28 protein-coding genes, 5 tRNA genes and 1 pseudogene are annotated in these 24,660 nt (G+C 51.5%); 23 read left to right on the forward strand and 11 right to left on the reverse strand.

All coding sequences use genetic code 11. The features are described from left to right. The first annotated feature begins 21 nt into the window (after positions 1-21). The 6 genes and pseudogenes from uptA (at position 22) to ET464_RS19060 (ending at position 5,715) form a co-directional block, all read left to right on the forward strand. The gene (gene uptA, locus ET464_RS19035) at positions 22-630 is read left to right on the forward strand and encodes an undecaprenyl phosphate transporter UptA (protein WP_129443663.1); all 609 of its coding nucleotides are present in this window, start codon (positions 22-24) and stop codon (positions 628-630) included. Between the two features lie 27 nt (positions 631-657). Next, positions 658-1,224: a thioredoxin family protein gene (locus ET464_RS19040; RefSeq protein WP_129443665.1), complete on the forward strand. Its 567-nt coding sequence runs from the start codon at positions 658-660 to the stop codon at positions 1,222-1,224. A gap of 14 nt (positions 1,225-1,238) precedes the next feature. Continuing rightward, positions 1,239-1,876, forward strand: a pseudogene (locus tag ET464_RS19045) (MBL fold metallo-hydrolase). 193 nt (positions 1,877-2,069) lie between these two features. After that, positions 2,070-4,280, forward strand: coding sequence for a Tex family protein (locus tag ET464_RS19050; RefSeq protein ID WP_129444593.1), 2,211 nt, complete (start codon positions 2,070-2,072; stop codon positions 4,278-4,280). Between the two features lie 105 nt (positions 4,281-4,385). Beyond that, on the forward strand, positions 4,386-4,898 hold the full coding sequence (locus ET464_RS19055; RefSeq protein ID WP_129443667.1) for an RrF2 family transcriptional regulator: 513 nt from the start codon (positions 4,386-4,388) through the stop codon (positions 4,896-4,898). 175 nt (positions 4,899-5,073) lie between these two features. Next, positions 5,074-5,715: a nitroreductase family protein gene (locus tag ET464_RS19060; RefSeq protein ID WP_129443669.1), complete on the forward strand. Its 642-nt coding sequence runs from the start codon at positions 5,074-5,076 to the stop codon at positions 5,713-5,715. Between the two features lie 152 nt (positions 5,716-5,867). Here the strand turns inward: ET464_RS19060 and cmpA are convergent, their stop codons facing one another. Both cmpA and ET464_RS19070 read right to left on the reverse strand, forming a co-directional pair. Next, positions 5,868-6,008: a cortex morphogenetic protein CmpA gene (gene cmpA / locus ET464_RS19065; RefSeq protein ID WP_129443671.1), complete on the reverse strand. Its 141-nt coding sequence runs from the start codon at positions 6,006-6,008 to the stop codon at positions 5,868-5,870. 83 nt (positions 6,009-6,091) lie between these two features. Then, positions 6,092-6,445, reverse strand: a complete 354-nt coding sequence (locus tag ET464_RS19070) for a hydrolase/acyltransferase (protein ID WP_129443673.1) — start codon at positions 6,443-6,445, stop codon at positions 6,092-6,094. Positions 6,446-6,572: 127 nt separating this feature from the next. Here ET464_RS19070 and ET464_RS19075 point away from each other — a divergent pair, with 127 nt between their 5' ends. From ET464_RS19075 to ET464_RS19100, 6 genes are all read left to right on the forward strand, one after another. Then, entirely contained in the window at positions 6,573-7,052 is a 480-nt protein-coding gene (locus tag ET464_RS19075; protein WP_129443675.1) for a SprT family protein, read from the forward strand. A gap of 64 nt (positions 7,053-7,116) precedes the next feature. Continuing rightward, positions 7,117-7,192 (forward strand) — tRNA-Asn (locus tag ET464_RS19080). Position 7,193: 1 nt separating this feature from the next. Beyond that, positions 7,194-7,284 (forward strand) — tRNA-Ser (locus ET464_RS19085). A 23-nt stretch (positions 7,285-7,307) separates the two neighbouring features. Further along, positions 7,308-7,382 (forward strand) — tRNA-Glu (locus ET464_RS19090). A gap of 57 nt (positions 7,383-7,439) precedes the next feature. Continuing rightward, a tRNA-Lys gene (locus ET464_RS19095) sits at positions 7,440-7,512 on the forward strand. Positions 7,513-7,529: 17 nt separating this feature from the next. After that, a tRNA-Leu gene (locus tag ET464_RS19100) sits at positions 7,530-7,615 on the forward strand. Positions 7,616-7,682: 67 nt separating this feature from the next. Here the strand turns inward: ET464_RS19100 and ET464_RS19105 are convergent. Together ET464_RS19105 and ET464_RS19110 are read right to left on the reverse strand one after the other, a co-directional pair. Then, positions 7,683-8,561 carry an AraC family transcriptional regulator gene (locus tag ET464_RS19105; protein ID WP_129443677.1) on the reverse strand — a complete coding sequence of 293 codons (879 nt, stop codon included), beginning with the start codon at positions 8,559-8,561 and terminating at the stop codon, positions 7,683-7,685. 145 nt (positions 8,562-8,706) lie between these two features. Continuing rightward, entirely contained in the window at positions 8,707-8,871 is a 165-nt protein-coding gene (locus ET464_RS19110) for a mechanosensitive ion channel protein MscL (protein ID WP_129443679.1), read from the reverse strand. Positions 8,872-9,110: 239 nt separating this feature from the next. Between ET464_RS19110 and thrC the strand changes: the two genes are divergently transcribed. Further along, a complete protein-coding gene (gene thrC / locus ET464_RS19115; protein WP_129443681.1) occupies positions 9,111-10,499 on the forward strand; it encodes a threonine synthase in 1,389 nt (462 codons plus the stop codon). A 188-nt stretch (positions 10,500-10,687) separates the two neighbouring features. Here the strand turns inward: thrC and udk are convergent, their stop codons facing one another. After that, positions 10,688-11,311 (reverse strand): uridine kinase, encoded by a 624-nt coding sequence (gene udk / locus ET464_RS19120; protein ID WP_129443683.1) that lies wholly within the window; start codon positions 11,309-11,311, stop codon positions 10,688-10,690. A 232-nt stretch (positions 11,312-11,543) separates the two neighbouring features. Between udk and map the strand changes: the two genes are divergently transcribed. From map to ET464_RS19155, 7 genes are all read left to right on the forward strand, one after another. Continuing rightward, complete coding sequence (map, locus tag ET464_RS19125) at positions 11,544-12,293, forward strand: type I methionyl aminopeptidase (protein ID WP_129443685.1); 750 nt, start codon at positions 11,544-11,546, stop codon at positions 12,291-12,293. 86 nt (positions 12,294-12,379) lie between these two features. Continuing rightward, positions 12,380-14,191 carry an adenine deaminase gene (gene ade, locus ET464_RS19130; RefSeq protein WP_129443687.1) on the forward strand — a complete coding sequence of 604 codons (1,812 nt, stop codon included), beginning with the start codon at positions 12,380-12,382 and terminating at the stop codon, positions 14,189-14,191. An 89-nt stretch (positions 14,192-14,280) separates the two neighbouring features. Next, entirely contained in the window at positions 14,281-14,712 is a 432-nt protein-coding gene (locus ET464_RS19135) for a GNAT family N-acetyltransferase (protein WP_129443688.1), read from the forward strand. A 290-nt stretch (positions 14,713-15,002) separates the two neighbouring features. Beyond that, positions 15,003-16,172: a Gfo/Idh/MocA family protein gene (locus tag ET464_RS19140; RefSeq protein WP_129443689.1), complete on the forward strand. Its 1,170-nt coding sequence runs from the start codon at positions 15,003-15,005 to the stop codon at positions 16,170-16,172. A 26-nt stretch (positions 16,173-16,198) separates the two neighbouring features. Beyond that, a complete protein-coding gene (locus ET464_RS19145; protein ID WP_129443691.1) occupies positions 16,199-17,272 on the forward strand; it encodes a Gfo/Idh/MocA family protein in 1,074 nt (357 codons plus the stop codon). Positions 17,273-17,329: 57 nt separating this feature from the next. Beyond that, entirely contained in the window at positions 17,330-18,187 is an 858-nt protein-coding gene (locus ET464_RS19150; RefSeq protein WP_129443693.1) for a sugar phosphate isomerase/epimerase family protein, read from the forward strand. Beyond that, on the forward strand, positions 18,184-19,068 hold the full coding sequence (locus ET464_RS19155) for an AraC family transcriptional regulator (RefSeq protein ID WP_129443695.1): 885 nt from the start codon (positions 18,184-18,186) through the stop codon (positions 19,066-19,068). Before ET464_RS19150 ends, ET464_RS19155 begins: the two co-directional genes overlap by 4 nt. Before the next feature lie 549 nt (positions 19,069-19,617). Here the strand turns inward: ET464_RS19155 and ET464_RS19160 are convergent. The 6 genes from ET464_RS19160 to ET464_RS19180 all read right to left on the reverse strand — a co-directional run bounded on the left by ET464_RS19160 (position 19,618) and on the right by ET464_RS19180 (position 22,327). Continuing rightward, positions 19,618-20,079, reverse strand: a complete 462-nt coding sequence (locus ET464_RS19160; RefSeq protein WP_129444595.1) for a DUF2269 family protein — start codon at positions 20,077-20,079, stop codon at positions 19,618-19,620. A 34-nt stretch (positions 20,080-20,113) separates the two neighbouring features. Continuing rightward, on the reverse strand, positions 20,114-20,413 hold the full coding sequence (locus ET464_RS19165; protein WP_244226785.1) for a TetR/AcrR family transcriptional regulator: 300 nt from the start codon (positions 20,411-20,413) through the stop codon (positions 20,114-20,116). A 280-nt stretch (positions 20,414-20,693) separates the two neighbouring features. Further along, a complete protein-coding gene (locus ET464_RS20945; RefSeq protein ID WP_129443697.1) occupies positions 20,694-20,804 on the reverse strand; it encodes a TetR family transcriptional regulator in 111 nt (36 codons plus the stop codon). A 69-nt stretch (positions 20,805-20,873) separates the two neighbouring features. Beyond that, positions 20,874-21,026 (reverse strand): hypothetical protein, encoded by a 153-nt coding sequence (locus ET464_RS19930; RefSeq protein ID WP_165280060.1) that lies wholly within the window; start codon positions 21,024-21,026, stop codon positions 20,874-20,876. Between the two features lie 114 nt (positions 21,027-21,140). After that, positions 21,141-21,584, reverse strand: a complete 444-nt coding sequence (locus tag ET464_RS19175) for a GNAT family N-acetyltransferase (RefSeq protein WP_129443699.1) — start codon at positions 21,582-21,584, stop codon at positions 21,141-21,143. After that, positions 21,581-22,327 (reverse strand): MBL fold metallo-hydrolase, encoded by a 747-nt coding sequence (locus ET464_RS19180; protein WP_129443701.1) that lies wholly within the window; start codon positions 22,325-22,327, stop codon positions 21,581-21,583. The genes ET464_RS19175 and ET464_RS19180 overlap by 4 nt, the downstream gene beginning before the upstream one ends. 127 nt (positions 22,328-22,454) lie before the next feature. Here ET464_RS19180 and ET464_RS19185 point away from each other — a divergent pair, with 127 nt between their 5' ends. The 3 genes from ET464_RS19185 to ET464_RS19195 all read left to right on the forward strand — a co-directional run bounded on the left by ET464_RS19185 (position 22,455) and on the right by ET464_RS19195 (position 24,625). Further along, complete coding sequence (locus ET464_RS19185; RefSeq protein WP_129443703.1) at positions 22,455-22,883, forward strand: Lrp/AsnC family transcriptional regulator; 429 nt, start codon at positions 22,455-22,457, stop codon at positions 22,881-22,883. 451 nt (positions 22,884-23,334) lie between these two features. Then, positions 23,335-24,081 (forward strand): MBL fold metallo-hydrolase, encoded by a 747-nt coding sequence (locus tag ET464_RS19190; protein ID WP_129443705.1) that lies wholly within the window; start codon positions 23,335-23,337, stop codon positions 24,079-24,081. After that, positions 24,059-24,625 (forward strand): TetR/AcrR family transcriptional regulator, encoded by a 567-nt coding sequence (locus tag ET464_RS19195; protein WP_129443707.1) that lies wholly within the window; start codon positions 24,059-24,061, stop codon positions 24,623-24,625. The genes ET464_RS19190 and ET464_RS19195 overlap by 23 nt, the downstream gene beginning before the upstream one ends. Positions 24,626-24,660 lie beyond the last annotated feature (35 nt).

Raw genomic sequence — 24,660 nt, forward strand, 5'->3', positions numbered from 1 at the left:
AAGAGCGGAGGATAACAAGAAATGGATTTCATATCGAATCTTCTTCACGACGTGCTGTTATGGATCGAGCAACTCGGCTATTTCGGCATCCTGATCGGGCTTCTGGTCGAGGTCATTCCAAGTGAAGTTGTATTGGCTTACGGCGGCTACCTGGTATCGGAGGGGAAAATTTCATATGCGGGCGCTGTCCTATTCGGAGTGCTCGGGGCAATCGGTCAGAACTGGATATTGTACGCGCTTGGCCGGTACGGGGGACGACCGCTCATCAACAAATACGGCAAATATATTAAAATTAAACAAAAACATGTCGACATTGCCGAGGGGTGGTTCAAGAAATACGGCTCAGGCATCGTATTTACGGCCCGGTTCATCCCGGTTATGCGCCAAGTTATTTCCGTGCCTGCCGGCATGGCCCGCATGAATTTTGGTTTGTTTACGCTGCTGACGGCGCTGGCATCGCTTCCTTGGTCGCTGTTGTTCGTTTATTTGGGCAAAGAGCTTGGAGCCAGATGGGACGACATCGAAAGCGAAGCAGGCCAATATGTACAGCCGGCCATTCTCATTGCGCTTGCGGTGCTTGTTATTTATGTCCTTTACAAATTTTTAAGATCCAAAGGCAAATCGGTATAATTTATTCCTTAAGGAGGATGAATACATATGAGCATTCAATTGGCTGATAAAATCGGAACGGGCATTACGCCTGCCCAGTTTATTGAAGGCATGACCAAAAACAAAGAGGCGTTCACAGGCTGGTACGATAAATTTGAATGGCCAAGCGCGGAAGACCGGTCTTTTTTTGAATCGCTCTCCGGCAAGCATTCGCTCCGCTGCTTTATTCTGATGGCGGACTGGTGCGGAGATGCGGTTCGCAATATCCCTGTAGTGCTGCATGCGCTGGAAGCGGCGCAAATACCGGTAGAAGTGCTGATTATGGAACAGCATCTGGACACGATGGACCAATTTCTCACGTTTGGCGGCCGTTCCATTCCGGTCGTTATATTTACGGATGAGCAAGGACAGGTGCTTGGCAAATGGGGTCCAAGGCCAAGTTATGTGCAAGAGGCGATGGTCCAGTTCAAACAAAACAATCCGGACCGGAACGCGGCGGATTACGAAACGAACCTGGCAGAGACACGCAAAGAAATAATGAGACGTTATGGCGAAGGCGCCGCTTACCATCCGCTTATCATTAGCGAGCTGCGCGAGCTGATCGGCTCGTTTTAAAGGAGCGGGCGGTTATGCGCATTGAAACTTTTACATTGGGGCCGTTGCAGACAAACGCCTACTTGCTGACCAATACCGATCCGGCAGGCAAGGAGCGGGGGATTGTCATTGATCCCGGAATGAATCCGAAGCGGCTGCTGGATCGGATCAGCGGCATTACGATAGAAGCGGTGCTGCTCACCCATGCCCACTTCGACCATATGGCCGGCGTGGATGCGGTGCGCCAGGCGTCAGGCTGTCCGGTGTACGTTCATGATTTGGAGGCCGACTGGCTGACCGATCCGAAAAAAAACGGCTCGGCCCGCTGGCCGGACGCAACGCCCCCCTTACAGCCGAACCAGCGGAATATGCGCTGGATGAAGGACAGCAGCTGCAGCTGATCGGGGAAACGTTCCATGTGATGCATACGCCGGGCCATTCGCCGGGCAGCGTCAGCTTTTTGTGGAACAAAGAGCTTTTCTCCGGCGACGTGTTGTTTAAGATGTCGGTCGGACGGACCGACCTGCCGGGCGGCCGCGAACGGGATCTATACGATTCCATTGAAACGAAGCTGTATAAGCTGGAGCCGGATGTGAACGTTTATCCGGGCCATGGACCGCGGACGACGATTGGATTTGAAATGGCCAACAATCCGTACGCCAAAGCCAGGTAAATGTTGTACAGCCGGGCTGCATACCGAAGCCACATGCGTTTGTATGGCGTATGTGGCTTTTCTTCTGCCTGCAGGCATTGGCAATCCGCTTTATATTTTGAGACAATGGTGTAGTTAAGGTTTATCGTTAGGCGGCAATATGATGGGATGGAAGGGTGTATGCGGTTTGGCGGAAACAAAAGATAAACGGCTTATGGAAGCAGAAACGGAAGAAACCGGGGCGAACGTTCGCACACCGGAGCAGATCGCCGAAGAGCAGGCGCGTATCGTTAAAGCGGTTGCCGCGGAGCTGGCTTTGCCGCTTACGAAGGTAAAGGCGGCTGCAGCGCTGCTGGATGAAGGGAACACGATTCCTTTTATCGCCCGATACCGCAAAGAAATGACAGGCGAGCTGGATGAAAACGAATTGCGGGCGATTGAAGAGAAGCTGCAATACAAACGCAATTTGGAAGACCGTAAACGGGAAGTCATCCGGCTTATTGACGATCAGGGCAAGCTGACGGATGAGCTTCGCGAATGGATAGAGGCAGCTTCCAAGCTGCAAGAGGTGGAGGATTTATACCGCCCTTACCGGCAAAAACGGAAAACGCGGGCGAGCGTCGCCAAGGAAAAAGGGCTGGAGCCGCTTGCGCTCTGGATATGGTCGCAGCCAAGGCAAGGCGAACCGCTGCAGGAGGCGGCCCGTTACGTTAAGGGGGCTGTTGCAACGGCGGAGGAAGCGCTGCAGGGCGCGATGGACATTCTGGCGGAGAACATTGCCGACGAAGCGGCGATCCGCGGCTGGGTGCGCAAGTTTACGTTTGACCAAGGACAGCTCCGTACAGTGGCTAAAGATAAGGACGCCGAGTCGGTCTACGAAATGTATTACGATTACCGGGAGCCGCTGCGCAAGCTGCCGCCGCACCGGACGCTTGCCATTAACAGGGGCGAGCGCGAAGAGGTGCTTCGCGTCTCCTTTGAAGTGCCGGCAGAGCGCATCTATGAGCATATGCAGCGTAAAATCATTCGCGGCGGAACGGCCGCCGCAGTCCGCGATACGCTTGCCGCAGTAATCGAAGATGCGTACAAACGGCTTATTGCGCCGTCTATCGAACGGGAAGTGCGGAACGATCTGACGGAAAAAGCGGAGGAACACGCCATTTCCATCTTTTCCGCCAATTTGCGCAATTTGCTGCTTCAGCCGCCGGTGCCCGGGCATGTAGTGCTTGGCGTTGATCCGGCGTACCGGACCGGCTGCAAGCTGGCCGTCGTAGACGATACGGGCAAGCTGCTGGAAGTGGCGGTAACCTACCCGACACCGCCTAACAATAAGGTTGCGGAAGCGGAGCGGATTATTAACGGCCTGATTGATAAATACGGCGTCGAACTTATTGTGATCGGCAACGGCACGGCTTCCCGCGAAACGGAACAATTTATTGCCGGGTTGATCGGCAAACGGTCAGGCGGACATAAGCTGAAATATATTATTGTCAATGAAGCCGGCGCCAGTGTGTATTCCGCATCCAAACTCGCGCAGGAGGAATTTCCGGATCTTGACGTCGCGGAGCGGAGTGCTGCTTCCATTGCACGCAGGCTGCAGGATCCGTTAGCTGAGCTGGTCAAAATTGAACCTAAAGCAATCGGCGTCGGACAATACCAGCATGACGTCAGCCAAAAGCGGCTGGATGAAAGCTTGGGCGGCGTTGTCGAATCGGCGGTTAACCATGTTGGCGTAAACGTCAACACGGCTTCGGCGTCATTGCTGTCTTATGTGGCGGGCATTAACATGACGCTTGCCCGCAATATCGTGAAGCACCGCGAGGAGCACGGCAAATTCTCCAAACGCCAAGAGCTGCAAAAAGTGCCGCGCCTCGGCGCCAAAGCGTACGAGCAGGCAGCAGGCTTCCTGCGCATATCCGAAGGCAGCAATCCGCTCGATAACACGCCGATTCATCCGGAATCCTACGGTGTTGTGGACAAGCTGTTTGCCGAGCTTGGGCTGGATGAAACGAAGCTGGGCGCAGAGGAGCTGAAACAGAAACTGTCGAGTGTTAATGCCGAGCAGCTTGCTCCCGTACTTGGCGTCGGCGTGCCGACCTTGCGTGATATCGTCGACAGCCTGCTGCGGCCCGGCCGCGATCCCCGCGAGGAGCTGCCGCCGCCGATTTTCCATACCGATGTGCTGCAGATCGAAGATTTGACGCCGGGCATGGAACTGCAGGGCACGGTCCGCAACGTCATTGACTTTGGCGCTTTTGTCGATATCGGCATTAAAAATGATGGTCTTGTCCATATTTCGCAAATGAGCGATAAATTCGTCAAGCACCCGATGGATGTGGTGTCCGTAGGCGACAATGTAACCGTCTGGGTATTGAATGTTGATCTGAAAAAAGGCAGAGTTGGCTTGACGATGCGCAAGCCGTAATGGAAATATTGGAAAGGGCTTGCTGAGCTATCGGCAAGCCCTTTATAATGTTGCATAGAGCAGGAAGGTTGAGACTTAAGACCTAACAGGGAAAGGAGAGATCAAATGCGCGAAGAGAAATGCACCAGCCCGCGAAATCATAAATGGTTTGGACTGTCGCTGCAAGCGTTGGTTGTTCTTTCCCACAAAACATGCGCCGTCTCCAGCTCCGAGATTGCGCCAAAGCTTTGTTCGGAAGCGACATTACTCAGGCGTGTTTTGGCTAAGCTGGCTAAAGCCGGTATCGTATCGACAAGGGAAGGGCGAGATGGAGGATACCGATTAAGCCGCCCTGCCGACAGTATTACCCTCGCGGAAGTTTATTTGGCAATGAGGGTAGGCCAGCCATTAAGCAGCGGTATGCTTGATACGACAGGTGTAAGCGCTTTCGGTCAAGAGATGAAATCAGCATTTATTGACATTACAAACGAATTGGAGCAGATGACGATCGAGGTGCTGAGCCATTATACCATTGCCCAGCTTGCATCCCGAATATGCGAAGAGAAAATGAGCATGCTAAAGGATGCGCCAGCTGCTGCATTAATTACGCTGAATCACAACGAAAGCGACGTCTCATAGCGGATGTAAGCTCCCGTCAATTTTTAAGTAATTGACAGGAGCATGCATCCGTTTTATACTGTGGTTAAATTAGTTACAGTTCATCGTCATCGTTGATCCTGTGTCCTTTTGTACACTGTTTTTTTATTGGATGAACTGAGCAAATTATTACACAGATAAGTGGAGGGATTTAGGTATGAGTCATTCTGTTTTGGCTTCTAATGACTTGTTTACGATTTTGAAGGAACGCCATTCGGTTCGTCATTATGACCCTACTGCCGTTATTTCGGATGCCGAGCTGACCGAAATTTTGGAGCTGGCTACCAAAGCGCCATCGTCCTCGAATACGCAAAGCTGGCGTTTTGTTGTCATCACCGATCCGGAGCTGAAAAAACAGCTTAAACCGGTTGCCAACAACCAGCAGCAAGTTGAAGATGCATCGGCGGTTATCGTTATTTTGGGCGATCTGCACCTGTATGAGAAGCTGGAGCAAATTTACGGTTCTGCCGTAGAAGCCGGCTTTATGCCGCAGGACGTCAAAGAACGTTTTGTTGAAAACTCCAACAAGCTTTACCGTTCGCTGCCTAGAGAACGCATGCTGGAAATTGTTAACTTTGACGGCGGGCTTGTTGCAATGCAAATTATGCTGATTGCGAAGTCCAAAGGCTACGATACGGTACCAATGGGCGGCTACAACCGCGATGGGCTTAAAGAGCTGCTCAACCTGCCGGAACATCTCCATCCGCTGCTGCTGCTGCCAATCGGCAAAGCGGCGACGCCGGGCCGTCCAACGACACGCCTGCCAATCGGCGAGATTGTTCATTGGAACCAATTTTAATAACAGCTGTGAAAAAATCCCGCGTACGGCGCTTATTCAGCGCTGCACGCGGGATTTTTTTTGAAATTGTATGTGTAATGGATGACCAGCGGCCAGTAATGCTGCAAGGATGTGCCGGAGCCGGCTTCCGTGGTTAGCTTAACCTAAGCGGGTTAAAGCCGGTTCAGCTTTTCACTTTCTCCATGGTTTTGTTTGCTCCGGTAAAAATACCAGCAGTCATTCAGCAGCTTGATCTGGCGGCTGTCCTTCTTCTGAAAAGCGCGCATCAATTGATTGCATAGCCATTGCGGCATACGCACCGTCCTCCTTCCGAGCCCTAACCTGTTGTAACACTAAGATATGGGCGGAAGGAGCCGTTTGTGCAGGTCCAACGCGATTATTCCGCGTATTCTTCCTCATACCACTGCTCCAGCTGGGCTTGCAGCGCGCGGATTTCCGTAAGCAGCGCAACGAGCGGATAAGCCGTTTCTTTGATGCCGGCGAACTCTTTTTCCAGCCCGTTGATGTAATCCAGGCCGGAGACGACAGCAGCAGACGGATCGTGAAGCTCGACGTTATCGCATTCAGCGATTGCTCTTGGCAACGACGGAACGCTGTCGGCAGTCAGCTTGTCCATCTCTTTGTGCAGGCGCAAGTTTAATGCGCTGAGCTGATAAGCATGGGTAGCGGGCATTTCTACGAAAGTCATTCGATCGGAATTGGACATTAGTACATAACGCATAGCAGGCATTGTGAGTAAACTCCCCTCGGTACATCGGCTTTTATGGAAATAGCATTATACGTATTGTTCAACAATTGCTACTTGACAGTGTATCGTATGAACCCTTTACAATTCAAGTAGTTAGGGGAGAATAACGATGACAAATGAAATGCTGCAGCAGTGGGTCGAACGCGTATCGCTGCAATATTTTGGACGGCCCTTCAAACATCAGGCGACGTTTAACGGGAGGCTGAAGGCGACCGGAGGACGGTATTTTACAAAGTCGCATCATATCGAGATCAGCCCGCATCAGCTGGAAGCGTTTGGCAAAGAGGAAACGGAAAAAATCATTAAGCATGAGCTGTGCCATTATCATCTTCATTTGCTGCGGCGGGGCTATCGGCACCGGGATGCTGATTTTAAGCTGCTGCTGGCGCAAGTGGGCGGATCGCGTTTTTGCAAATCGCTGCCTGAGCGTACGGCGCGCAAGCCGATTCCGCACAAATATAAGCTCATCTGTAAAAGATGCGGCATGGAATATTTGCGGAAGCGGAAGGTCGATCCCGCAAAATATGTATGCGGCAAATGCCGCGGAAAATTATCATTAATTATGCTTGACATAGAAGACATGCCATGATAAATTATTACTTGTCGCCGCCGTTTGAACGGCGTGCAACGAACAGCATTTTTAACAAAAATATTCCCTGATAGCTCAGTTGGTAGAGCACTCGACTGTTAATCGAGTTGTCACAGGTTCGAGTCCTGTTCGGGGAGCCATGGAGAGATACCCAAGTGGCTCAAGGGGACCCTCTGCTAAGGGGTTAGACTGCGCAAGTGGTGCGAGGGTTCGAATCCCTCTCTCTCCGCCATCGTTTTTTTTGTTGAAATGCTTGGCCCGTTGGTCAAGGGGTTAAGACACCTCCCTTTCACGGAGGTAACAGGGGTTCGAATCCCCTACGGGTCACCATCTTTATTATTCACTACGAACCGGCTGAGGGCAGTTGATTTCGATAGATGACAGCACGAGCCATTAGCTCAGTTGGTAGAGCACCTGACTTTTAATCAGGGTGTCGAAGGTTCGAGTCCTTCATGGCTCACTTTTATTTTTTTATGTGCGGTAGTGGTGGAATGGCAGACACGCTATCTTGAGGGGGTAGTGGGCGTACGCTCGTGGAGGTTCGAGTCCTCTCTACCGCACCATAACCAAGCCAACGAACAAGTCTTGCTCCGGCAAGGCTTTTTTTATTTGTCCGCATAGCGGCTGCGTTCACGGGACAATACGGAACCGCTTGCGGTATTCACGCGGCGAAATGCCTTCGTACCGGGTAAACGTCGTGCTGAAATAAGCCGACTGCTGAAAGCCGACCTGCTGTGCGATATGGCTGACCGGCAAATCGGTCTGCAGCAAAAAAAGCTTCGCCTGCTCCAGCCGGTAACGGTTCAAATATTCAACAGGAGAGCACCCAAGCTCCTTCTGCATACAGCGTGCGATATAAACGGGATGAAAGTTCAACTTTTCGCTCATCAGTTTGATCGAAACATCCTCATTATAATGCTTGCGCAAATAGGTGGCCGCTTGCTCTGCAACGCTGGCTGCGGGCAAAACCGTATGCATATCAAAGGATGCATTCAGCAGCTCGATGATTTGCTGGAAAATTAGCTGCTGCTTCCAGCGGGCGTTGCTGGACTGGGAGCCGTTCTCCAGGGAAACGAGCTGCCGCAGTTTATCGTAAACGATAGCAGGCTGCGATAATCGGATGAACTGGGGGAGCAGCATTTTAAACGTCTGGACGGTGAAAGCTCTTTTCCCTTGAAGGTGATCCGGTTCATCGTCTTTATTCTCGGCTTGATCGACAGCCCCCCATTTGCCGGCAGCTTGAAAATGCACCCAATAGCTTTTGGTGCGCCCTTCGCTGCCTTTTATGCCGTAATGGTGGCAGTCGGGCCGCAAAATTAAAGCATGTCCGGCTGGAACTTCATATTCGTTGTCATCCTCCTTGACGTATATGCAGCCGTCCAGCACTACGATCAAATCAAATATGCCGATATTCCGCCGGTTCAAATGCTTCCAGCCCGGCTCTGTTTCCATATAGCCGCCAATGATATAGTGCGGCAGCGGAGGCGCAATAAATTGCAAAATGGCCATAAGTGTTCACCTGTTCCCGTCCTGATGCGCAGCTTCCTGTACAGGCAGCTCTGCGTATTGCTCTAAGTATAGTACGGCCGTTCATTGTTGGCTATATTCGGCGCAAACAAAAAAAAGATGGCCTGGACGGGCATCTTTTTTATCGTTATTTGTATTCCATCCGGCGGTTCAAATAAATGTTGGCGCCGTATTTTTGGGTTAAGCCGTGCGATTCCTTTTGCATAAACAAGTAAATATCTTTCAGCTTCTGATTGAGCGGTTTAATCGTTTCTTTCACTTCTCCATTCACAATGACGTCAAACACAATCACGTTTCATCCCTCCTGTATTGTTTTCTATATGCAGTATAGCCCTGATTTATTAGAACAAAATTAAATGCACATTTAATCTGTATTAAAATAGGCCCTGCCATTAAATCTGAAAATTTTCACGATACAGTCGATTATTGGCGGGGAGGATGATATGATGGAGTACAAAGAGTTGGCGGCCGCCGCAGATTGAGGCTGCGGGGCAGACGTTTTGCTTGCAAAGGTTAAGGGGGATTAAGTTCATGCGCTTTATCAGTACGCGAGGCAATGTTGGACAAATCGGGTTTATTGATGCTTTTTTGATGGGGCTTGGCAATGACGGAGGGTTGCTTGTGCCGGCACAAATTCCGGTTATTGAAGAAGCAACGCTGAAGCAATGGCAAAATTTAACCTTCCAAGAGCTGATGCTCGAAATATTCAGCTATTACACAAACGGCGAAATTCCGGAAGCTGATTTGAAGCAAATGGTGTATGCGAGCTACGGCCGGTTCCGCGATGAGGAAGTAACGCCGGTCCGTAAGCTGAAGGATGGCCTGTTCCTGCTGGAGCTGTTCCACGGGCCGACTTTTGCGTTTAAGGACATCGCTTTGCAGCTGATGGGCGAACTGTATTCGTATGTAGCGAAAAAAGACGGCCGTAAAATCCATATCCTTGGCGCAACATCCGGTGATACGGGCGCTTCGGCTATCGAAGGCGTGAAAGGCAAGGAAGGCATTAAAATCTGCATCCTTCATCCGCACCAAAAGGTGAGCAAGGTGCAGGAGCTGCAGATGACAACGGTGCAGGAAGATAATGTGCTGAACCTGTCCGTTCACGGCAATTTCGATGATTGCCAGCGTATCATTAAAGAGTTGTTTGCTGATGTGAATTATAAAACAACCAATCATTTGGCCGCGATCAACTCGATTAACTTTGTGCGCATTTTGGCGCAGACGGTTTATTATTTCTATGCTTATTTCCAACTGCAAAAACAAGGCGTCTCTGGAAAAGTGGATTTCAGCGTGCCAACCGGCAATTTTGGCGATATTTTTGCAGGTTACTTGGCGAAACGGATGGGCCTTCCGGTCGGCAAGCTCATTTTGGCCACGAACGAAAACAATATTTTGGAGCGGTTTGTGAAAGAAGGCATTTACAAGCCGGGCAACTTCCAAAGCACATACAGCCCTTCGATGGACATCCAAGTGGCGAGCAACTTCGAACGTTATTTGTATTACGTGCTGGGTGAAAATCCGGAAGCGGTCGTATCGCTGATGGAGGGCTTCAAGCGCGAAGGGCAAATTGTGGTGAATGGCGATACGCTTCGCCAGGTGCAGGAAGACTTCGCCGCGCACGGCGTCGTTGGCGAAGAATGCTTAAATACGATTCGCCGTTATAAAGAGGAGACGGGCTATCTGCTTGACCCGCATTCCGCATGCGGCGTAGCGGCAGCGGATCAATGCGAAGCAGGCGGCGTATGCGTGTCGCTGGCGACGGCGCATCCGGCGAAGTTTGATGAAGCGATCCGCTTGTGCAGCATTGAGCAAACGTTCCCTGAGCCGATTGCCCGCTTGTTTGACCAGCCGCGGCGCCAAATCGTTGTAGACGGCACGCAGGAAGCGATCGTACAGGAGCTGGGCCGGTTTTTCCGCTAGAAGGCGGAAGCCGTTTTTGCGATGAACCAGTGCCTGGCGTGGCGGAAGCCTTGTGGCCGGCAATAGGCGAAAAGCCCGCAGCAAGCGCTATAAAGCGTTATGCTGCGGGCTTTTTTATGCGCTGTCCTGCAAAAACATAAGCAGGGACAACGGATGGCCGCCCTTTGGTTCAGGAACGGCCGAGCTGGTTATTGGAGCGGGTCGTCGTTCAAATATTTTTCGGTAAGAACAGTTAGCAGCTGGACGCCAATCTCGTTATGCCCGCCTTCCGGAATTATCAGATCGGCGTATTTTTTGGACGGCTCGATAAAAGCATCATGCATCGGTTTCACGGTGTTCAAATATTGGTCGTGAACGGACTGGATTGACCGGCCGCGCTCCTCGATATCGCGGAGCACCCGGCGCAAAATGCGCACATCGGGATCGGTATCGACAAATACTTTGATGGCGAGCAGCTCCCGCAGGTTAGCATCGGACAAAACATGAAGCCCTTCGATCATGACGATTTTTTTCGGAAGCAGCAGCTCCGTGTGGCGGGAGCGGGCGTGCAAGGAAAAATCGTAAAGCGGCGCCTGGACTTCCTGACCGCTGAGCAGCAGCTTCAAATCTGCGATCAGCTGCTCGTTATCGAATGCCAACGGGTGATCGTAGTTGATTTTTTCTCTTTCCGCATACGTAAGATGCGGGTTGTCCTTATAATAGTTGTCTTGGGAAATAAACGTGACGTTATCCGCGCCCAAGCGCTCCATGACGGAACGGGCTACTGTCGTTTTGCCGGAGCCGGTTCCCCCGGCGATTCCGATAATAAGCATAATAAAATTCGAACCCCCCTGTTACGATATGCCGATTTCAATCCTCGTATTGTAGCATATGTTATTCCTTTTTTCACGGGCTGCTGCTGTGGAATCGGATGGATGGCACCGGAAGCCGGGCGCAAGTTGTTTTTTTATTCTATTTGTTGTCACGGCTTGCCGTTGTTATAATAGATATATTGCAGGAAAATCGATGAGGGAACGGTTTTCACTTATGTGAATGAGGTGCACAATGATTATTATTAAAACCAAAGATGAAATTGCCAAAATGCAAAAAGCCGGAGAAATTTTGGCGGCTTGCCATAGAGAAATCAGAGGCTTGATCCGTCCGGGCATTACGACGTACGAGATCGACCAGTTTGTAGAAAAGTTTCTGAAAGAAAATCATGCCATACCTGAGCAAAAAGGATACAATGGTTATCCGTTTGCGACATGCGCGTCGGTAAATGATGTGATTTGCCACGGCTTCCCTTCCAAAACGCAGGTGCTGAAAGACGGGGATATCGTGACGATCGATATGGTGGTGAATGTGGACGGCTGGCTGGCCGATTCGGCCTGGTCGTATGCGGTAGGGCAAGTTTCCGAGCAGGCGGCGCATTTGCTGCGCGTTACGGAAGAGTCGATGTATAAAGGCATCGAGCAAGCGGTTATCGGCAACCGGATTGGCGATATCGGCCATGCGATCCAAACCTATGCCGAAGCGGAAGGTTTTTCCGTTGTACGCGAGTTTATCGGCCACGGCATCGGGCAGGAAATGCACGAGGAGCCGCAGGTTCCGCATTACGGCCCGGCGGGCAAAGGCGTGCGCCTGAAGGAAGGCATGGTTATTACAATCGAGCCGATGCTTAACACCGGAACATGGCGCAGCAAAATCGACGCCGACGGCTGGACTGCGAGAACGCAGGACGGCGGATTGTCCGCGCAATATGAGCATACGCTTGCCATTACGGCGGACGGACCGGTTATTATTACAAAGCAATAAGCGTACAAAGCAGTAACGCAAAAGCAATAAGCGAAAAAAACGGCTGACGCCGTTTTTTTCTTTGATCATACGGATAGGAGGGGTATATGGTGTTTACGAGAAAACCGCTGCATGAAGATGTGCCCGAGCTTGTTGCCGCAGCGCGCGGCGACTTGAAGGCGTCGCTCGTTATTACGAACGGCAAGCTGGTGAATGTTGTATCCGGCGAGATTGTGCCGGGTATTTCGGTTGGGGTGTACGGCTCGCGTATTGCGTATGTCGGGAAGGATGTCTCGCATATGATCGGCCCGGACACCACAGTCATTGACGCGGCGGGCAAATATATCGCGCCGGGCTTGCTGGACGGGCATTGCCATATTGAAAGCACGCAGCTGACCGTTACCGAGTTTGCAAGAGCAGTACTGCCGCTCGGAACGACCGGCGGATTTTTTGACCCGCATGAAATTGCTAACGTATGCGGCTTGCTGGGCATCCGCTACATGCTGGAGGAGGCGCGGCAGACGCCGCTTGCCGCTTATTTGCAGGCGCCTTCGTGCGTGCCGTCGACCGGCCCGCATTTTGAGACAACCGGCGCTTCGCTTGGTCCGGCGGAAGTGGCAGAGACGTATACATGGGGGCCGGATGTGATCGCCTTGGGCGAAGTGATGAACTTTCCTGGCGTTGTATACGGCGACGATAAAATGATCGGTGAAATTCAAGAGACGCTGAAAGCGGGCAGATACGTCGACGGGCATTTTACATGGGGGGCGACGGATTGGCGGCTGCCGGTTTACGCTGCTGCCGGCGTAACGGGCGACCATGAATGCGTAACGGCGGAAGATGTGATCGAGCGCGTCCGGTTAGGCATGTATGCCAAAATGCGCAGAGGCTCCGCTTGGCATGACGTTGCGCAAACGATCAAAGCCCATACCGAATCGAGCATTGATACACGCCGCATGATGCTGGTGACGGATGACCGCAGCTCGGAATCGCTGCGCGACGAGGGGCATATGGACTTTGTGGTTCGCCATGCGATTTCGCAGGGCGTTAAGCCGGTAACGGCTTTCCAGATGGCGACGATCAACACGGCGGAGCGGTTTGGCCTGCAGCGGGATATCGGCGCGGTTGTGCCGGGCAATTATGCCGATATTATTTTGCTGGACGGCAATTTGGCGGATGTCCATGTCGTAACGACAATTGCAGCTGGCCTTGTAGTGGCGGAAAACGGCAAAATGGCGGTGGAGCTGCCTTCTTATACGTACCCGGACGAAGTGCTGCATTCGGTTCATCTAGAGCCGTCGATTATGGCGGAGCAGCTGGACATTCCGGCGCCAATCGAATCCGGTGAAGTGAAGGCCAGAGTGATCGACGTTATTGAGAACCATGTGGAAACGAATGAGCGGATCGTAAATGTCCCTGTGCAGGCCGGAAAAGTGAAGCTGGACCCGGCTGGCGGCATTTGCAAAATTGCCGTATTCGAACGCCATCATCAAACCGGCAACCGTTCGGTTGGACTCGTCTCCAATGTCCGCTTCAACAAACCGGCTGCGATTGCGATGACCGTATCCCATGACAGCCACAACGTGGTGGTCATCGGCAGCTCCGATAAGCTGATGGCCCAAGCGGCCAATTCGGTTATTTCGCAGCAGGGCGGCGTTGCGGTCGTAACGGAGGAAGGCGTAACGGAATTTCCGCTGCGCATTGCCGGCCTGATGTCCACCGAGCCGTTCGAGACGGTGGCGGAGCAGTCCGCCTCCATCAGCCGCGCATTAGCTTCAGCCGGCTGCGATTTAAATTATGCATTTATGACCTTGTCGCTGCTGGCGCTTGTCGTTATTCCGACACTGCGTATATCCGACAAAGGGCTGGTGCGCATTTCGCCGGCCGGCATCGAGCTTGTTCCGCTGTTTGCGGAATAGCAGGACATCCCGGATGGCGCAGACTTGTCCCGCAGCTTGCGGGACAAGCAGATACATTAGGTAGTTAACACCCAGGAGGAGTATTTACGATGGTTGAAGTGATCCGCGTAGAAACAAAAGAACAATTGGACGAAGCATACCGCATTCGTATGAACGTATTTGTGGAGGAGCAGGGCGTTTCGGCCGACGTTGAAATTGATGAGCATGAAGACGAATGCGTGCATGTCCTTGCTTATTATAACGGGCAGCCGGCCGGAGTCGGCCGCGTACGCGCATTGGGCGAATATGCCAAGCTGGAGCGCATATGCGTGCTGGCCGAATTCCGCAAATACGGAATCGGCAAAGCGATTGTGGCGAAGCTGGAGCAGGTCGGCCGGGAACAGCTGGGCTTGCCCAAAGCAAAGCTGAACGGGCAGACGCATGCTGAGCCGTTTTACGCCAAGCTTGGTTATGAAACGGTGTCCGATGTATTTATGGAGGAAGGCATTCCTCATGTAACGATGGTGAAGAAGCTGGCGTAACACCCGTAACAGCTCCTCAAGCAGCCGTTGCTGAAGCGAGAGGGGCCCCCCGGCAGCCGCCGGCTGATTTAAGGACAAGTAACGTTAATATGATTGTGAATGGACAAGCTGCGACGGCTTGTCCATTTTTTTGTATACCTACAATCAAAGTGGAATCTGTCTGGCAGTACAACCACAGTTAAATATATGTTCGGAATTGGCTTACGACAATTAAGAAGTGTAAGCAGTTACATGATACAATGTCAGCATAGTACTTGAAAGTTATCCATTAAGAAGAAGGTGCGTTAAGAGTGGAGAAGGTGCGTTTAGGTATTGTAGGCATAGGCAATATGGGCAGTGGTCATGCGAAGTATTTGACTGAGGGGGCAGTGAAAGGCGCTGTGCTGACAGCGGTGGCTGACAGCAGCCAGGTGATGCTGGATCAAGCCGTTTCGAAGTTCGGATCTCATTTGAAAACGTATAGCAGCCCTGACGAAATGTACCGTTCCGGAGAAATTGACGGTGTTTTGATTTGCACGCCTCATTTTGACCATCCGACCGAAGCGATTAAGGCGCTGCATGCAGGACTCCATGTATTGATTGAAAAGCCGGCCGGCGTTTATACGAAGCAAGTGCGCGAGATGAACGAAGCGGCAGCGGCAAGCGATAAAGTATTCGGCATTATGTACAACCAGCGGACGAATCCGCTGTACGCCAAAATGAAAGATATCATTTCATCCGGCGAGCTGGGCGAGGTTCGCCGCACCAACTGGATTATTACGAACTGGTACCGTTCGCAAAGCTATTACGATATGGGCGGCTGGCGCGGCACATGGGCCGGCGAAGGCGGCGGCGTCCTTATTAACCAGGATCCGCATCAGCTTGATTTGTGGCAGTGGACAACCGGCCTCAAGCCTAAACGGATGCGCGCGTTTTGTTCGTTTGGCAAACACCGCAACATTGAGGTCGAGAATGATGTCACCGCTTACGTGGAATATGAAAACGGCGCCTCCGGCGTATTTGTAACGTCGACGTTTGAAGCGCCCGGAACTAACCGTTATGAAATTTCCGGCGAGCGCGGCAAACTTGTGGTAGAGGACGGAAAGCTGACCTTCTGGCGGCTGCGTGAATCCGAGACGGAATTTAACCGCACGTTCAAGGGCGGGTTCGGATCGCCGGAATGCTGGAAGATTGATGTGCCAACAGCTGAAGCGCAAGATGGAGAGCATCAGCGCATTACGCAAAACTGGGCGGATGCGATTCTGAAAGGAACCAAGCTGCTTGCACCGGGGGTAGAAGGCATCAACGGCTTGATGTTGTCGAACGCGATGCTGCTGTCGACCTGGACGAATGACTGGGTGGATTTCCCGATTAACGAAGATTTGTTTTATGAGAAGCTGCAAGAGCGCATCCGCGAGTCCACATTCCAGAAAGCGCCGGCAGAAGGCGGCAAAGTGGTTGATTTGAAGGGAACATTCTAATTCCAAACGGAAAGCAGGGGAAAACGATGAGTAAAGCAAACGGCATGAACTATGCGCCGGAAGGCAAACCGCAGCCGGTTGTCGGCCCGGGCGAATTTTATTTCGCGGCCTTGAACTTGGACCATGGCCATATTTATGGTATGTGCAACGGGCTTATTGAAGCGGGCGCGACCTTAAAGCTGGCGTACGACCCCGATCCAACGCGGCTGAAGGCGTTTTGCGACCGGTATCCGGGCGTACGCGCCGCAAGCTCCAAAGAAGAGATATTGCAGGATAAAGAAATCAAGCTGGTAGCCTCTTCGGCCGTGACAAGCTTGAGAGGGCCGCTTGGCATTGAAGTGATGGAACACGGCAAAGATTATTTTGTCGATAAAGCGCCGTTTACGACACTTGACCAGCTGGCGGCGGCTAAGCGGACGGTAGCGGCAACAGGGAAAAAATATGCCGTGTACTACAGCGAACGGATTCATGTGGAAAGCGCCGAATTTGCCGGCCAGCTCGTGAAGGATGGAGCAATCGGCAAAGTCGTGCAAGTGCTTGGTCTTGGGCCGCACCGCCTGAACGCGCCTTCGCGTCCGGACTGGTTTTTCCGCAAGGAATTTTACGGCGGTATTCTGTGCGATATCGGCAGCCACCAAATCGAGCAGTTCCTGTATTATGCCGGCTGCAAGGATGCCAAGGTGCAAAGCAGCAAGGTCGGCAACTTCAACAATCCGCAGTATCCGGAGCTTGAAGACTTTGGCGATGCAACGCTTATCGGCGACAACGGCGCAACGAATTACTTCCGCGTTGACTGGCTGACGCCAAACGGCTTGTCCGTATGGGGCGACGGCCGAACCGTTATTCTCGGAACCGATGGTTATATCGAATTGCGTAAATATGTGGATGTTGCGCGCAGGGCGGAAGGCAATAATCTGTATCTGGTCAACCAGGAAGGCGAGCATTATATTGATACAAACGGCAAAGTCGGGTATCCGTATTTCGGAGCGCTTATTCTGGACTGCCTGAACCGGACAGAGCTGGCGATGACGCAAGACCATGCCTTTAAAGCGGCGGAGCTTTGTCTGGAAGCGGAGCGCCAGGCAATTCGATTGAATTAATAGATTTCATGCGATTCGATTTCATGCGGTTCAGCCAATAAGAGGAGGTTAGCGGGAATGAAGCTTTCTGTATTTACGGTAGCGACGCCGGAGCTTACGCCGGAGCAGCTCGCAGCCGCTGCCAAGCAGGCCGGCATTCAAGGCGTGGAGTGGCGGTATAAAGAAGCGCCGGAAGGCGCAGAGACGATGAAACCATCGTTCTGGGGCAACAATATTTGTACGATCTTCCCATCCGGAGGAGAAGAACTCGCAGATCGTTTCGGACGTGCGGCGGAAGCAAACGGGTTGTCCACGATTAGCGTCACGCCTTACTTGCAGGCTGGCGACCTTGCTGAAACGGAAAATGTGCTGCGCACGGCGCGCCGGCTTGGCGCCTCTTACATCCGGCTTGGGGTGCCGGGGTATGACCGAACCAAACCTTTTAACGAGCTGTTTGAGCTGGAGCGGGCTTATTTGCGCGAAGCGGCCGAGCTGTGCGGGCAATATGGGGTGAAAGGGCTGGTCGAAACCCATCATGTGACGATTGCGCCTAGCGCTTCCGCAGCTTACCGGCTTGTAGAAGGTTTAAACCCCGATCAAGTGGGCGTATTGTATGATCCGGGCAATATGGTATACGAAGGGTTCGAAAACTACCGGATGGGCCTCGAGCTGCTTGGTCCGTACCTGGCTCACGTGCATGTCAAAAACGCGGCTTGGAAGCCGGGCGACACGCGCGAGGATGGGGCGGTTGCATGGAACTGCAGCTGGACCGGCATGAAAGCGGGGATCGTGGATTGGAAGCAAGTTATCCAGGATTTGAAGGCGATCGGCTATGACGGTTATTTGGGCGTTGAGGATTTCAGCCAGCAATATGAGCAGTCTGCAGATATGCTGCAAGCATTTGCCGGCTATATGAGGGAACTGCTGGAGGCATGATTGATTTTACGTACCGGAACAGCCGCCCAATTGAACCGGAATTCCATTCCCATACGTTTTATGAGGTCTATTACTTTCATGAGGGTATATGCAATTATTTGATTGGCGACAAGGTTTATGCGCTTGCTCCGGGCGATTTGATTGTGATGTACGGCATGACGCTTCATTGCTCGAAGATTGATCCGTCCGTTCCTTATGTCCGCTCCATCATTCATTTTGAACCGTCGTTTGTAAAGCCGTATACGGAACTTCCGAACGCGCTCAACATTTTGCTGCCGTTTGAGCAGCTGAGAAACTACCGGATCCGGCTGCAGGGCGAGCAAAAGGAGCGGATGGAAGCGATGCTGGAAGCGATGAACGGGCATAAACAGCGCGGAGGGCAGATTAGCGACAACCGGTTGACGCTTGCTTTTGTCGATATGCTTTACTTCATTTATGACCAGTGTATGCTGCCGATGAAGGATAAAGCGGATGCGGTGTCAAGCAAAGAACGGGCGGTGCAGGATATCGTCACTGCGCTGGAGTCCTGTTATACGGACGATTTGCATTTGGAGCAGCTGGAGGACAAACTTCATTTGACCAAATCGTATTTGTCCAAAATTTTCAAGGAAGTAACCGGCGTTACCATATTCCAGTATGTGTACCGGCGGCGGATTAACGAGGCGAAAATATTGTTTCTGCTGCAGCCGGACCTGTCGGTCACGGAAGCGGGCATCCGGCTTGGCTTCAAGCATTTGGCGCATTTCAGCCGCATGTTCAAGCAGCAGACCGGCATGTCGCCGGAAGAGTTTAAAAAAACAGGCGGATACCAGTTTGAAGCGAGCCGGACGATCGCGCTCAAAAAAGTACAACGACAGGATAATCCCGATTTAGAACCTTGATATATCAAGGTTCTTTTTCATTTGTACGCATTTTCTTGTCGTTTATTTATGGATGTGAAAATCCCTTGATACTGCGATAGCGACAAGAAAATCACCCTAGGTAGTGTATGAGCAATGTTTGAGCGGATCAGGTTGAGAAAATAAAGTGCTAACAGAAGACGTCATTAAGCTAAAGGGCCGGATAGTTAATCCTTCTTCCCGGGCTGCCTTTACATTGGAAGGAAACATGGTCACGAGTAGAACCGCCAAACAGATGGAACCCGCGTGAGAGGTAGCGGGGAACGGAATGCCGAGGCACCCGCAATTTCCAGCCACCCGGTGGCCATCACAATCCAATCCGGTTTTGGAAAAGCAGGCGGGATCATCCGAATGAGATCAGGCCGTCTTTTTCCCCAGTGGGCGGAAGCTGTAAGCAGCAGCATGATGGCCGCTGCCGTCTGAAGCGGAGAATGCCAATTGTCGAAATAAGACCAGCCGAACAGCCCAAGAACCCAGAACAACAGCTACGAAACAACAAGCGCAAATAGAGGTGCCATTTTATCTCTCCGTTTAGAAGCTTTTCGTTATCATGAGAAATAATATGATGATCGGCAGCAATGTCGCGGGAATTCCGAAGACGGCCCAATAGCGGGAAGCTTGATGATAGGCATTGGAGATGCGCCCGCTTTCGATGCATTGAGCGCTATGACGGATCATTCTGCGCTGCAGTGGAATGAGAATGGCTAACCAGATCACGCCGGTAACGGCAAACAAAATTAGCGATAGCATAAGCCAATTCAGTCCCGACAGCGGCATTTTCGCCTGTACGGCCATCACAATACCCGAGACAACGATGATCACGAGACCCGGGAGCGTAAATACATAATCGGCAAGCATGACGTTTTTTACCGTGCTGTGAATGACGGCCGGGTTTTTCGACAAATCCGCACGAACTTTCCAAAATGCTGCAGTAATGATATTTCCTACGAATACCACGACTCCAACTAGATGCAACGTTAACCACAAGTTCATGATATATTCTTCCTTTCTTTCTCTATTTAACCGCTCATAATACTGATTGAGAGTTTCCGAGACGATAGGCTGATCTTCCTTTCCAAGTAAATAGATCAGCACCTTGTTCCACTGCATTCATAAAATGATCGTTTGTCTCTTCGAGCCGCTCCTGCAGCATCCAGGCAAAGATCTCATCCTTGCTCTTCACGTAATGGAAGATAACGCCCTTTGACAATCCCGATTTTTCCATGATGTCCTTCATAGTGATAGAGTGACACCCTTTTTCCCGTATCAGTTCTTTGATCGAATCAAGCAGCGGCCTGGTTGTTTGCTCCCTACGTTCCTCATGCATCAAAGTAATGCCTCCGTGTTCTTTTAACGATGGATTAGTGTTATTATTTTCATTATAAAAACCGACCATCGGTTTGTAAATGAGGTTTATCAAATATTAACTCATTATTTATTTGTAGCAGGTTATGCAAGGTGGATGGAATACGAGAAGAAGGGTGTCGGTGTCTCGAAGCGGTCCAATACGGCCAGGATGAGCAACCTTAACGTGTCTCTATCCCACTTAGGCTGGGCAGGGAGGGGATTAGCAAGTTGTTGTTGGAAATAATTCCGGACTACTTCATCTAATAACATATATTTATCTGCAAAGTGAAGTAAAAAGTTCCTCGGTTTACGTTAGCCAGCTCGGTAATATCGTGAATGCGCGTCGCCTCGAAACCCTTTTTTTCGGACAATTTCTATAAGTGCCTGTTGCAGCAGATGGCGCGTACGCTGCACCTAATCTTGGAGCGCCTGTCTATATACTATAGCTTCGTTGCGTCAAGAACCAAATTCACCGCTGGGTCGACATGAAGCGGCACAGCGGTGAGCGTAGGGCTGGAGAACTTCTGGGGCTGGCGGCTCGCTCCGTCGGCGCCAAGCATGCCGAGAAAGCCTACAAGCTTCAACTTTGTCACCGATGCCTATGCCTATCACACATCGCCTCGAAACGATATTTACATCATGGTAGTTGCGAGGGGTGCCAAGTCCCGAAAGAATTCAGAGTATTGGTTTATCACGGTCTGCTCGAGTTATCCTTTGTATATTTGCATCCAGTTTGCTCCGTCCTTCGGTAGTTCAAAGCCAAACTTGGCGTACAGCTCCTGCGCATCTTCGGTTACAAGTAAGAAACGCCGCAGTCCTTGCAGATCTGGATGATTCACAATGATCTCCATCATCCTCTTGGACAAGCCTTGACCACGAAACTTAGATACGACGAAGACATCAGTCAGATAGGCGAAGGTTGCGCAGTCCGAGACGACCCGGGCAAATCCGATCAGTCGTCCGTTCACCGACGAATCGTACGTGCCGACCACGACTGCAGAATGGGCGACGGCTCTCTCGAAAGCGTCAAACGTTAGGTTTTTCGCCCAGTACATATGCTCATGCAGATAGCGGTAGGCAAAGGGGAGGTCGAGCAAGCTCTTATCCGTCGATATCATTACGCCGGAGGTGTTTGTTTTCGTCCGGTTCATAACCAATCACCATCCTCCGGGATGTAGACACGCTCGAGCAACTGCTGCTTGGAGAGCATCGTCCGCAGCACATCCCTTGTGACATGGCAATGGTTGATGGAATCCATATGAATAGCAACCACCTGGGTGTATGGCGCGTATCGGATTAGCTCGATTACGTTATCTTCATCCATCGTAATCACGTCGCCAACGGCAAATCTTGCCCCGCCTGCGTTGACAATTGTCATATCGGGTTTATAGGTATCCAGCGCTATCTTCACATCTTCACACCAAATTGTATCTCCTGCGATGTAAAGTGTGGGCTCTCCTGATGCTTGAAAGATGAAGCCGGACACATGCCCCATTTTCTGACCGATTTCGCCTGTCCCATGTTGACCATTCGTACGCTGAATGGTTACGCCTCGGAAGGTTACTGAGGTTTGAATCTCCGTTATGTTGGTAAATCCTGACGAACGGATAGCGTCGCTATCTCCCTGCTGGCAGAATATAGTCAATGACTTCGGTAGTTTCAGCATTGCTGCTTCATCCCAGTGATCGCGATGCAAGTGTGATACGAGTACAGCGTCCGGAGAGAGCCATGTATCTAGTGCGCCAGGCAATGGAACGAGCGGATTGCGCCGTTCGTCGCCGGAATTGGAAATCGGTGGGTTGGCGGCCTGATCACTGAACATAGGGTCTAACAAGAAGGTCACTCCCGCATATTCAATCCATAAAGTTGCATGTCGAATGAGCTGAATGTTCATTTGAAATTCCTCCCAAAAAGTTGATCTGTGATAATATTGATTTTAGCAATAGTCTCTGGGCTCGATACATAACTTGATGAACGAATTCAGGCGGTTTTACTTACGCCGTGAAAGGAGTGGGTGCCAAATGGCCAACCAAGCCATTGATGATATAGATTTGAAGGTTCTGCAAGCTTTATTAAATAACGCGCTCCTTACCTACAAGGAGATCGGAGAGATCGTCCATCTCACTGGGCAGGCGGTTGGCGCGCGGGTACGAAAGCTGGAAGACAGCGGCGTTATCGAAGGTTATACTCTGCGTTGGAATCCCGAAAAGATTGGTTTTAATGTTCATGCCTTTCTTATCGTCTTCATGAACTCAAATCAAGCCCATCAAGCTTTCCGAGACTTCGTCCAGTCGTCTGAATCTGTAGCGGAGGCGCATCGTGTAGGTGGTGAAGGCTGCTATTGGTTGCGCATCCGGATTAGAGACGCTTCTGAACTGAACAAACTATTGGAGGAAGTGCTGAAGTACGGCAATTATAAGTTGAGCCTTTCGATCGATCAGGTTAAGTAGACGGCCGTGAGAAAACTTGCCCTTACAGACAGTGCAGTGAACCGTGTAAAACGGAAGAGAGCAGGGAGACCAGCATTCAGGTTTATAAATTGTTTTGAATATATCACATCAAATCGAATACCAACTGCCTCTTGAACAATGAGATTCCCTCTCTTTTCGTATGCTTTTTTGGTGTGCTGCTGGAGTGGTATTCTAGGAAGCAAAGGTGTGTGACCATTGTCATTCCTTCCTTTTTAGCCGCATCGTTGACAGGGGTAGACGAAACAAAATCGAAAAGGACGTAAAATCCGGGTATCATCCCATGCGTTTTTTCTGTGCGATAAAAAAATTTATTTCTTGTCGTTGTACTAAAAAATAGGCTTGGCTTGCGGGAAAATAGCCTTGCAAAAACTAATACCATTAGTTATTATAAAACTAATGGTATTAGTTTTTATTTCAGGAGGCGATTTTCATGAAGATGACAAAGTTTGGCCATGTATACCAGCTGTCGTTTCTGCCGCGTTTATTTCCCGTCAATTGCTATTTGGTTGAAGAAGAGGACAGCCTGACGTTAATCGACGCGGCGCTTCCTTACAGCTGGAGAGGCATACTTCAGGCAGCCCGCCGGATCGGCAAACCGATCACACGCATCGTGCTGACGCATGCGCATGACGACCATATCGGAGCAGCTGCTGCGCTGAAACGGGAGCTGCCGGCTGCCGCGATCATTATTTCCGCGCGCGACGCCAGGCTGCTTGCCGGAGATGTGACGCTGGATCCAGGTGAAGACCCGTCGCCGGTCCGCGGAGGCGTGCCGAAGAAAGCGCTGATTAAGCCGGATGTGCTGCTGCAGGACGGAGAACGCGTCGGTTCCTTGCTGGCGGTTCTCGCTCCGGGGCACACACCCGGATCGATGGCGTTTATAGATACGAGAAGCAGCACGCTTATTGCAGGCGATGCCTTCCAGACGAGGGCGGGCATCGCGGTTTCGGGCATTGTGCGTCCGTTGTTCCCGTTTCCCGCAATGGCGACGTGGAGTAAACTGACGGCACTGGATTCCGCCCGCAAACTCGCGGCGCTGGAGCCGTCCCTGCTCGCTGTCGGCCACGGGCCGGTGCTTGCCGAGCCGCAAGCCGCGATGCGGCAAGCGATAAAAACCGCTGAACGCAAATTGCAGCGAAAGGAGCCATTGCAGCATGTCACCAAGAATCGGGCTTGATGCGGATACGATTGTTGAAGCCGCTGCCGGAATTGCAGACCGGGAAGGCTGGGAGGCGGTTACGTTATCGGCGCTGGCGGCGAAGCTGGGGGTCCGCTCCCCTTCGTTGTACAATCATGTGAACGGGTTGCCGGAACTGCGCAGCAAGCTGGCGGTATATGGAATTGGCCGCTTTACCGCTGCAATCGAGGAGGCGGTGCAAGGTTTGAGTGGCGAGGAAGCCATCCATGCGCTGGCGAATGCCTACTTGGATTTTGCGCGGACTCATCCGGGGCTGTACGAATCTACGCTTCGCGACCAGAGCGATCCTGTTATTCAAGCGGCAGGAAGGCGTATTGTAGAATTAATGGTACATGTGCTGCAGTCGTTTGGGCTGGATGAGGAAACCGGCATACATCTTGTACGCGGATTTCGCAGCCTGCTGCACGGATTTGTTTCCATTGACAGCAAAGGCGGCTTTGGCATGCCGCTTCACATTCAGGAGAGCATAAAGCTGGTGCTGGATACGTTTATGGCCGGCATTAAACAACTTCACTCCTCATAATCAGCCGCTCCAACGGCGCAAAAAGGGGTTATTCG

This window comes from Paenibacillus protaetiae, from assembly GCF_004135365.1.
Taxonomy (GTDB): domain Bacteria; phylum Bacillota; class Bacilli; order Paenibacillales; family Paenibacillaceae; genus Paenibacillus_AP; species Paenibacillus_AP protaetiae.

Bases quoted from the DNA above. Each gene is read 5' to 3' on its own strand.
- ET464_RS19160 (WP_129444595.1), bottom strand. From the start codon at position 20,079: ATGAACTTGTGGTTAACGTTGCATCTAGTTGGAGTCGTGGTATTCGTA.
- ET464_RS19050 (WP_129444593.1), top strand. From the start codon at position 2,070: ATGGAAGCAGAAACGGAAGAAACCGGGGCGAACGTTCGCACACCGGAG.
- ET464_RS19190 (WP_129443705.1), top strand. From the start codon at position 23,335: ATGAAGATGACAAAGTTTGGCCATGTATACCAGCTGTCGTTTCTGCCG.
- ET464_RS19195 (WP_129443707.1), top strand. From the start codon at position 24,059: ATGTCACCAAGAATCGGGCTTGATGCGGATACGATTGTTGAAGCCGCT.
- ET464_RS19070 (WP_129443673.1), bottom strand. From the start codon at position 6,445: ATGCCTGCTATGCGTTATGTACTAATGTCCAATTCCGATCGAATGACT.
- map (WP_129443685.1), top strand. From the start codon at position 11,544: ATGATTATTATTAAAACCAAAGATGAAATTGCCAAAATGCAAAAAGCC.
- ET464_RS19145 (WP_129443691.1), top strand. From the start codon at position 16,199: ATGAGTAAAGCAAACGGCATGAACTATGCGCCGGAAGGCAAACCGCAG.
- ade (WP_129443687.1), top strand. From the start codon at position 12,380: ATGGTGTTTACGAGAAAACCGCTGCATGAAGATGTGCCCGAGCTTGTT.
- ET464_RS19060 (WP_129443669.1), top strand. From the start codon at position 5,074: ATGAGTCATTCTGTTTTGGCTTCTAATGACTTGTTTACGATTTTGAAG.
- thrC (WP_129443681.1), top strand. From the start codon at position 9,111: ATGCGCTTTATCAGTACGCGAGGCAATGTTGGACAAATCGGGTTTATT.
- cmpA (WP_129443671.1), bottom strand. From the start codon at position 6,008: ATGCCGCAATGGCTATGCAATCAATTGATGCGCGCTTTTCAGAAGAAG.
- udk (WP_129443683.1), bottom strand. From the start codon at position 11,311: ATGCTTATTATCGGAATCGCCGGGGGAACCGGCTCCGGCAAAACGACA.
- ET464_RS19135 (WP_129443688.1), top strand. From the start codon at position 14,281: ATGGTTGAAGTGATCCGCGTAGAAACAAAAGAACAATTGGACGAAGCA.
- ET464_RS19175 (WP_129443699.1), bottom strand. From the start codon at position 21,584: ATGAACCGGACGAAAACAAACACCTCCGGCGTAATGATATCGACGGAT.
- ET464_RS19150 (WP_129443693.1), top strand. From the start codon at position 17,330: ATGAAGCTTTCTGTATTTACGGTAGCGACGCCGGAGCTTACGCCGGAG.
- ET464_RS19185 (WP_129443703.1), top strand. From the start codon at position 22,455: ATGGCCAACCAAGCCATTGATGATATAGATTTGAAGGTTCTGCAAGCT.
- ET464_RS19075 (WP_129443675.1), top strand. From the start codon at position 6,573: ATGACAAATGAAATGCTGCAGCAGTGGGTCGAACGCGTATCGCTGCAA.
- ET464_RS19155 (WP_129443695.1), top strand. From the start codon at position 18,184: ATGATTGATTTTACGTACCGGAACAGCCGCCCAATTGAACCGGAATTC.
- uptA (WP_129443663.1), top strand. From the start codon at position 22: ATGGATTTCATATCGAATCTTCTTCACGACGTGCTGTTATGGATCGAG.
- ET464_RS19040 (WP_129443665.1), top strand. From the start codon at position 658: ATGAGCATTCAATTGGCTGATAAAATCGGAACGGGCATTACGCCTGCC.
- ET464_RS19165 (WP_244226785.1), bottom strand. From the start codon at position 20,413: ATGCATGAGGAACGTAGGGAGCAAACAACCAGGCCGCTGCTTGATTCG.
- ET464_RS19105 (WP_129443677.1), bottom strand. From the start codon at position 8,561: ATGGCCATTTTGCAATTTATTGCGCCTCCGCTGCCGCACTATATCATT.
- ET464_RS19180 (WP_129443701.1), bottom strand. From the start codon at position 22,327: ATGAACATTCAGCTCATTCGACATGCAACTTTATGGATTGAATATGCG.
- ET464_RS19055 (WP_129443667.1), top strand. From the start codon at position 4,386: ATGCGCGAAGAGAAATGCACCAGCCCGCGAAATCATAAATGGTTTGGA.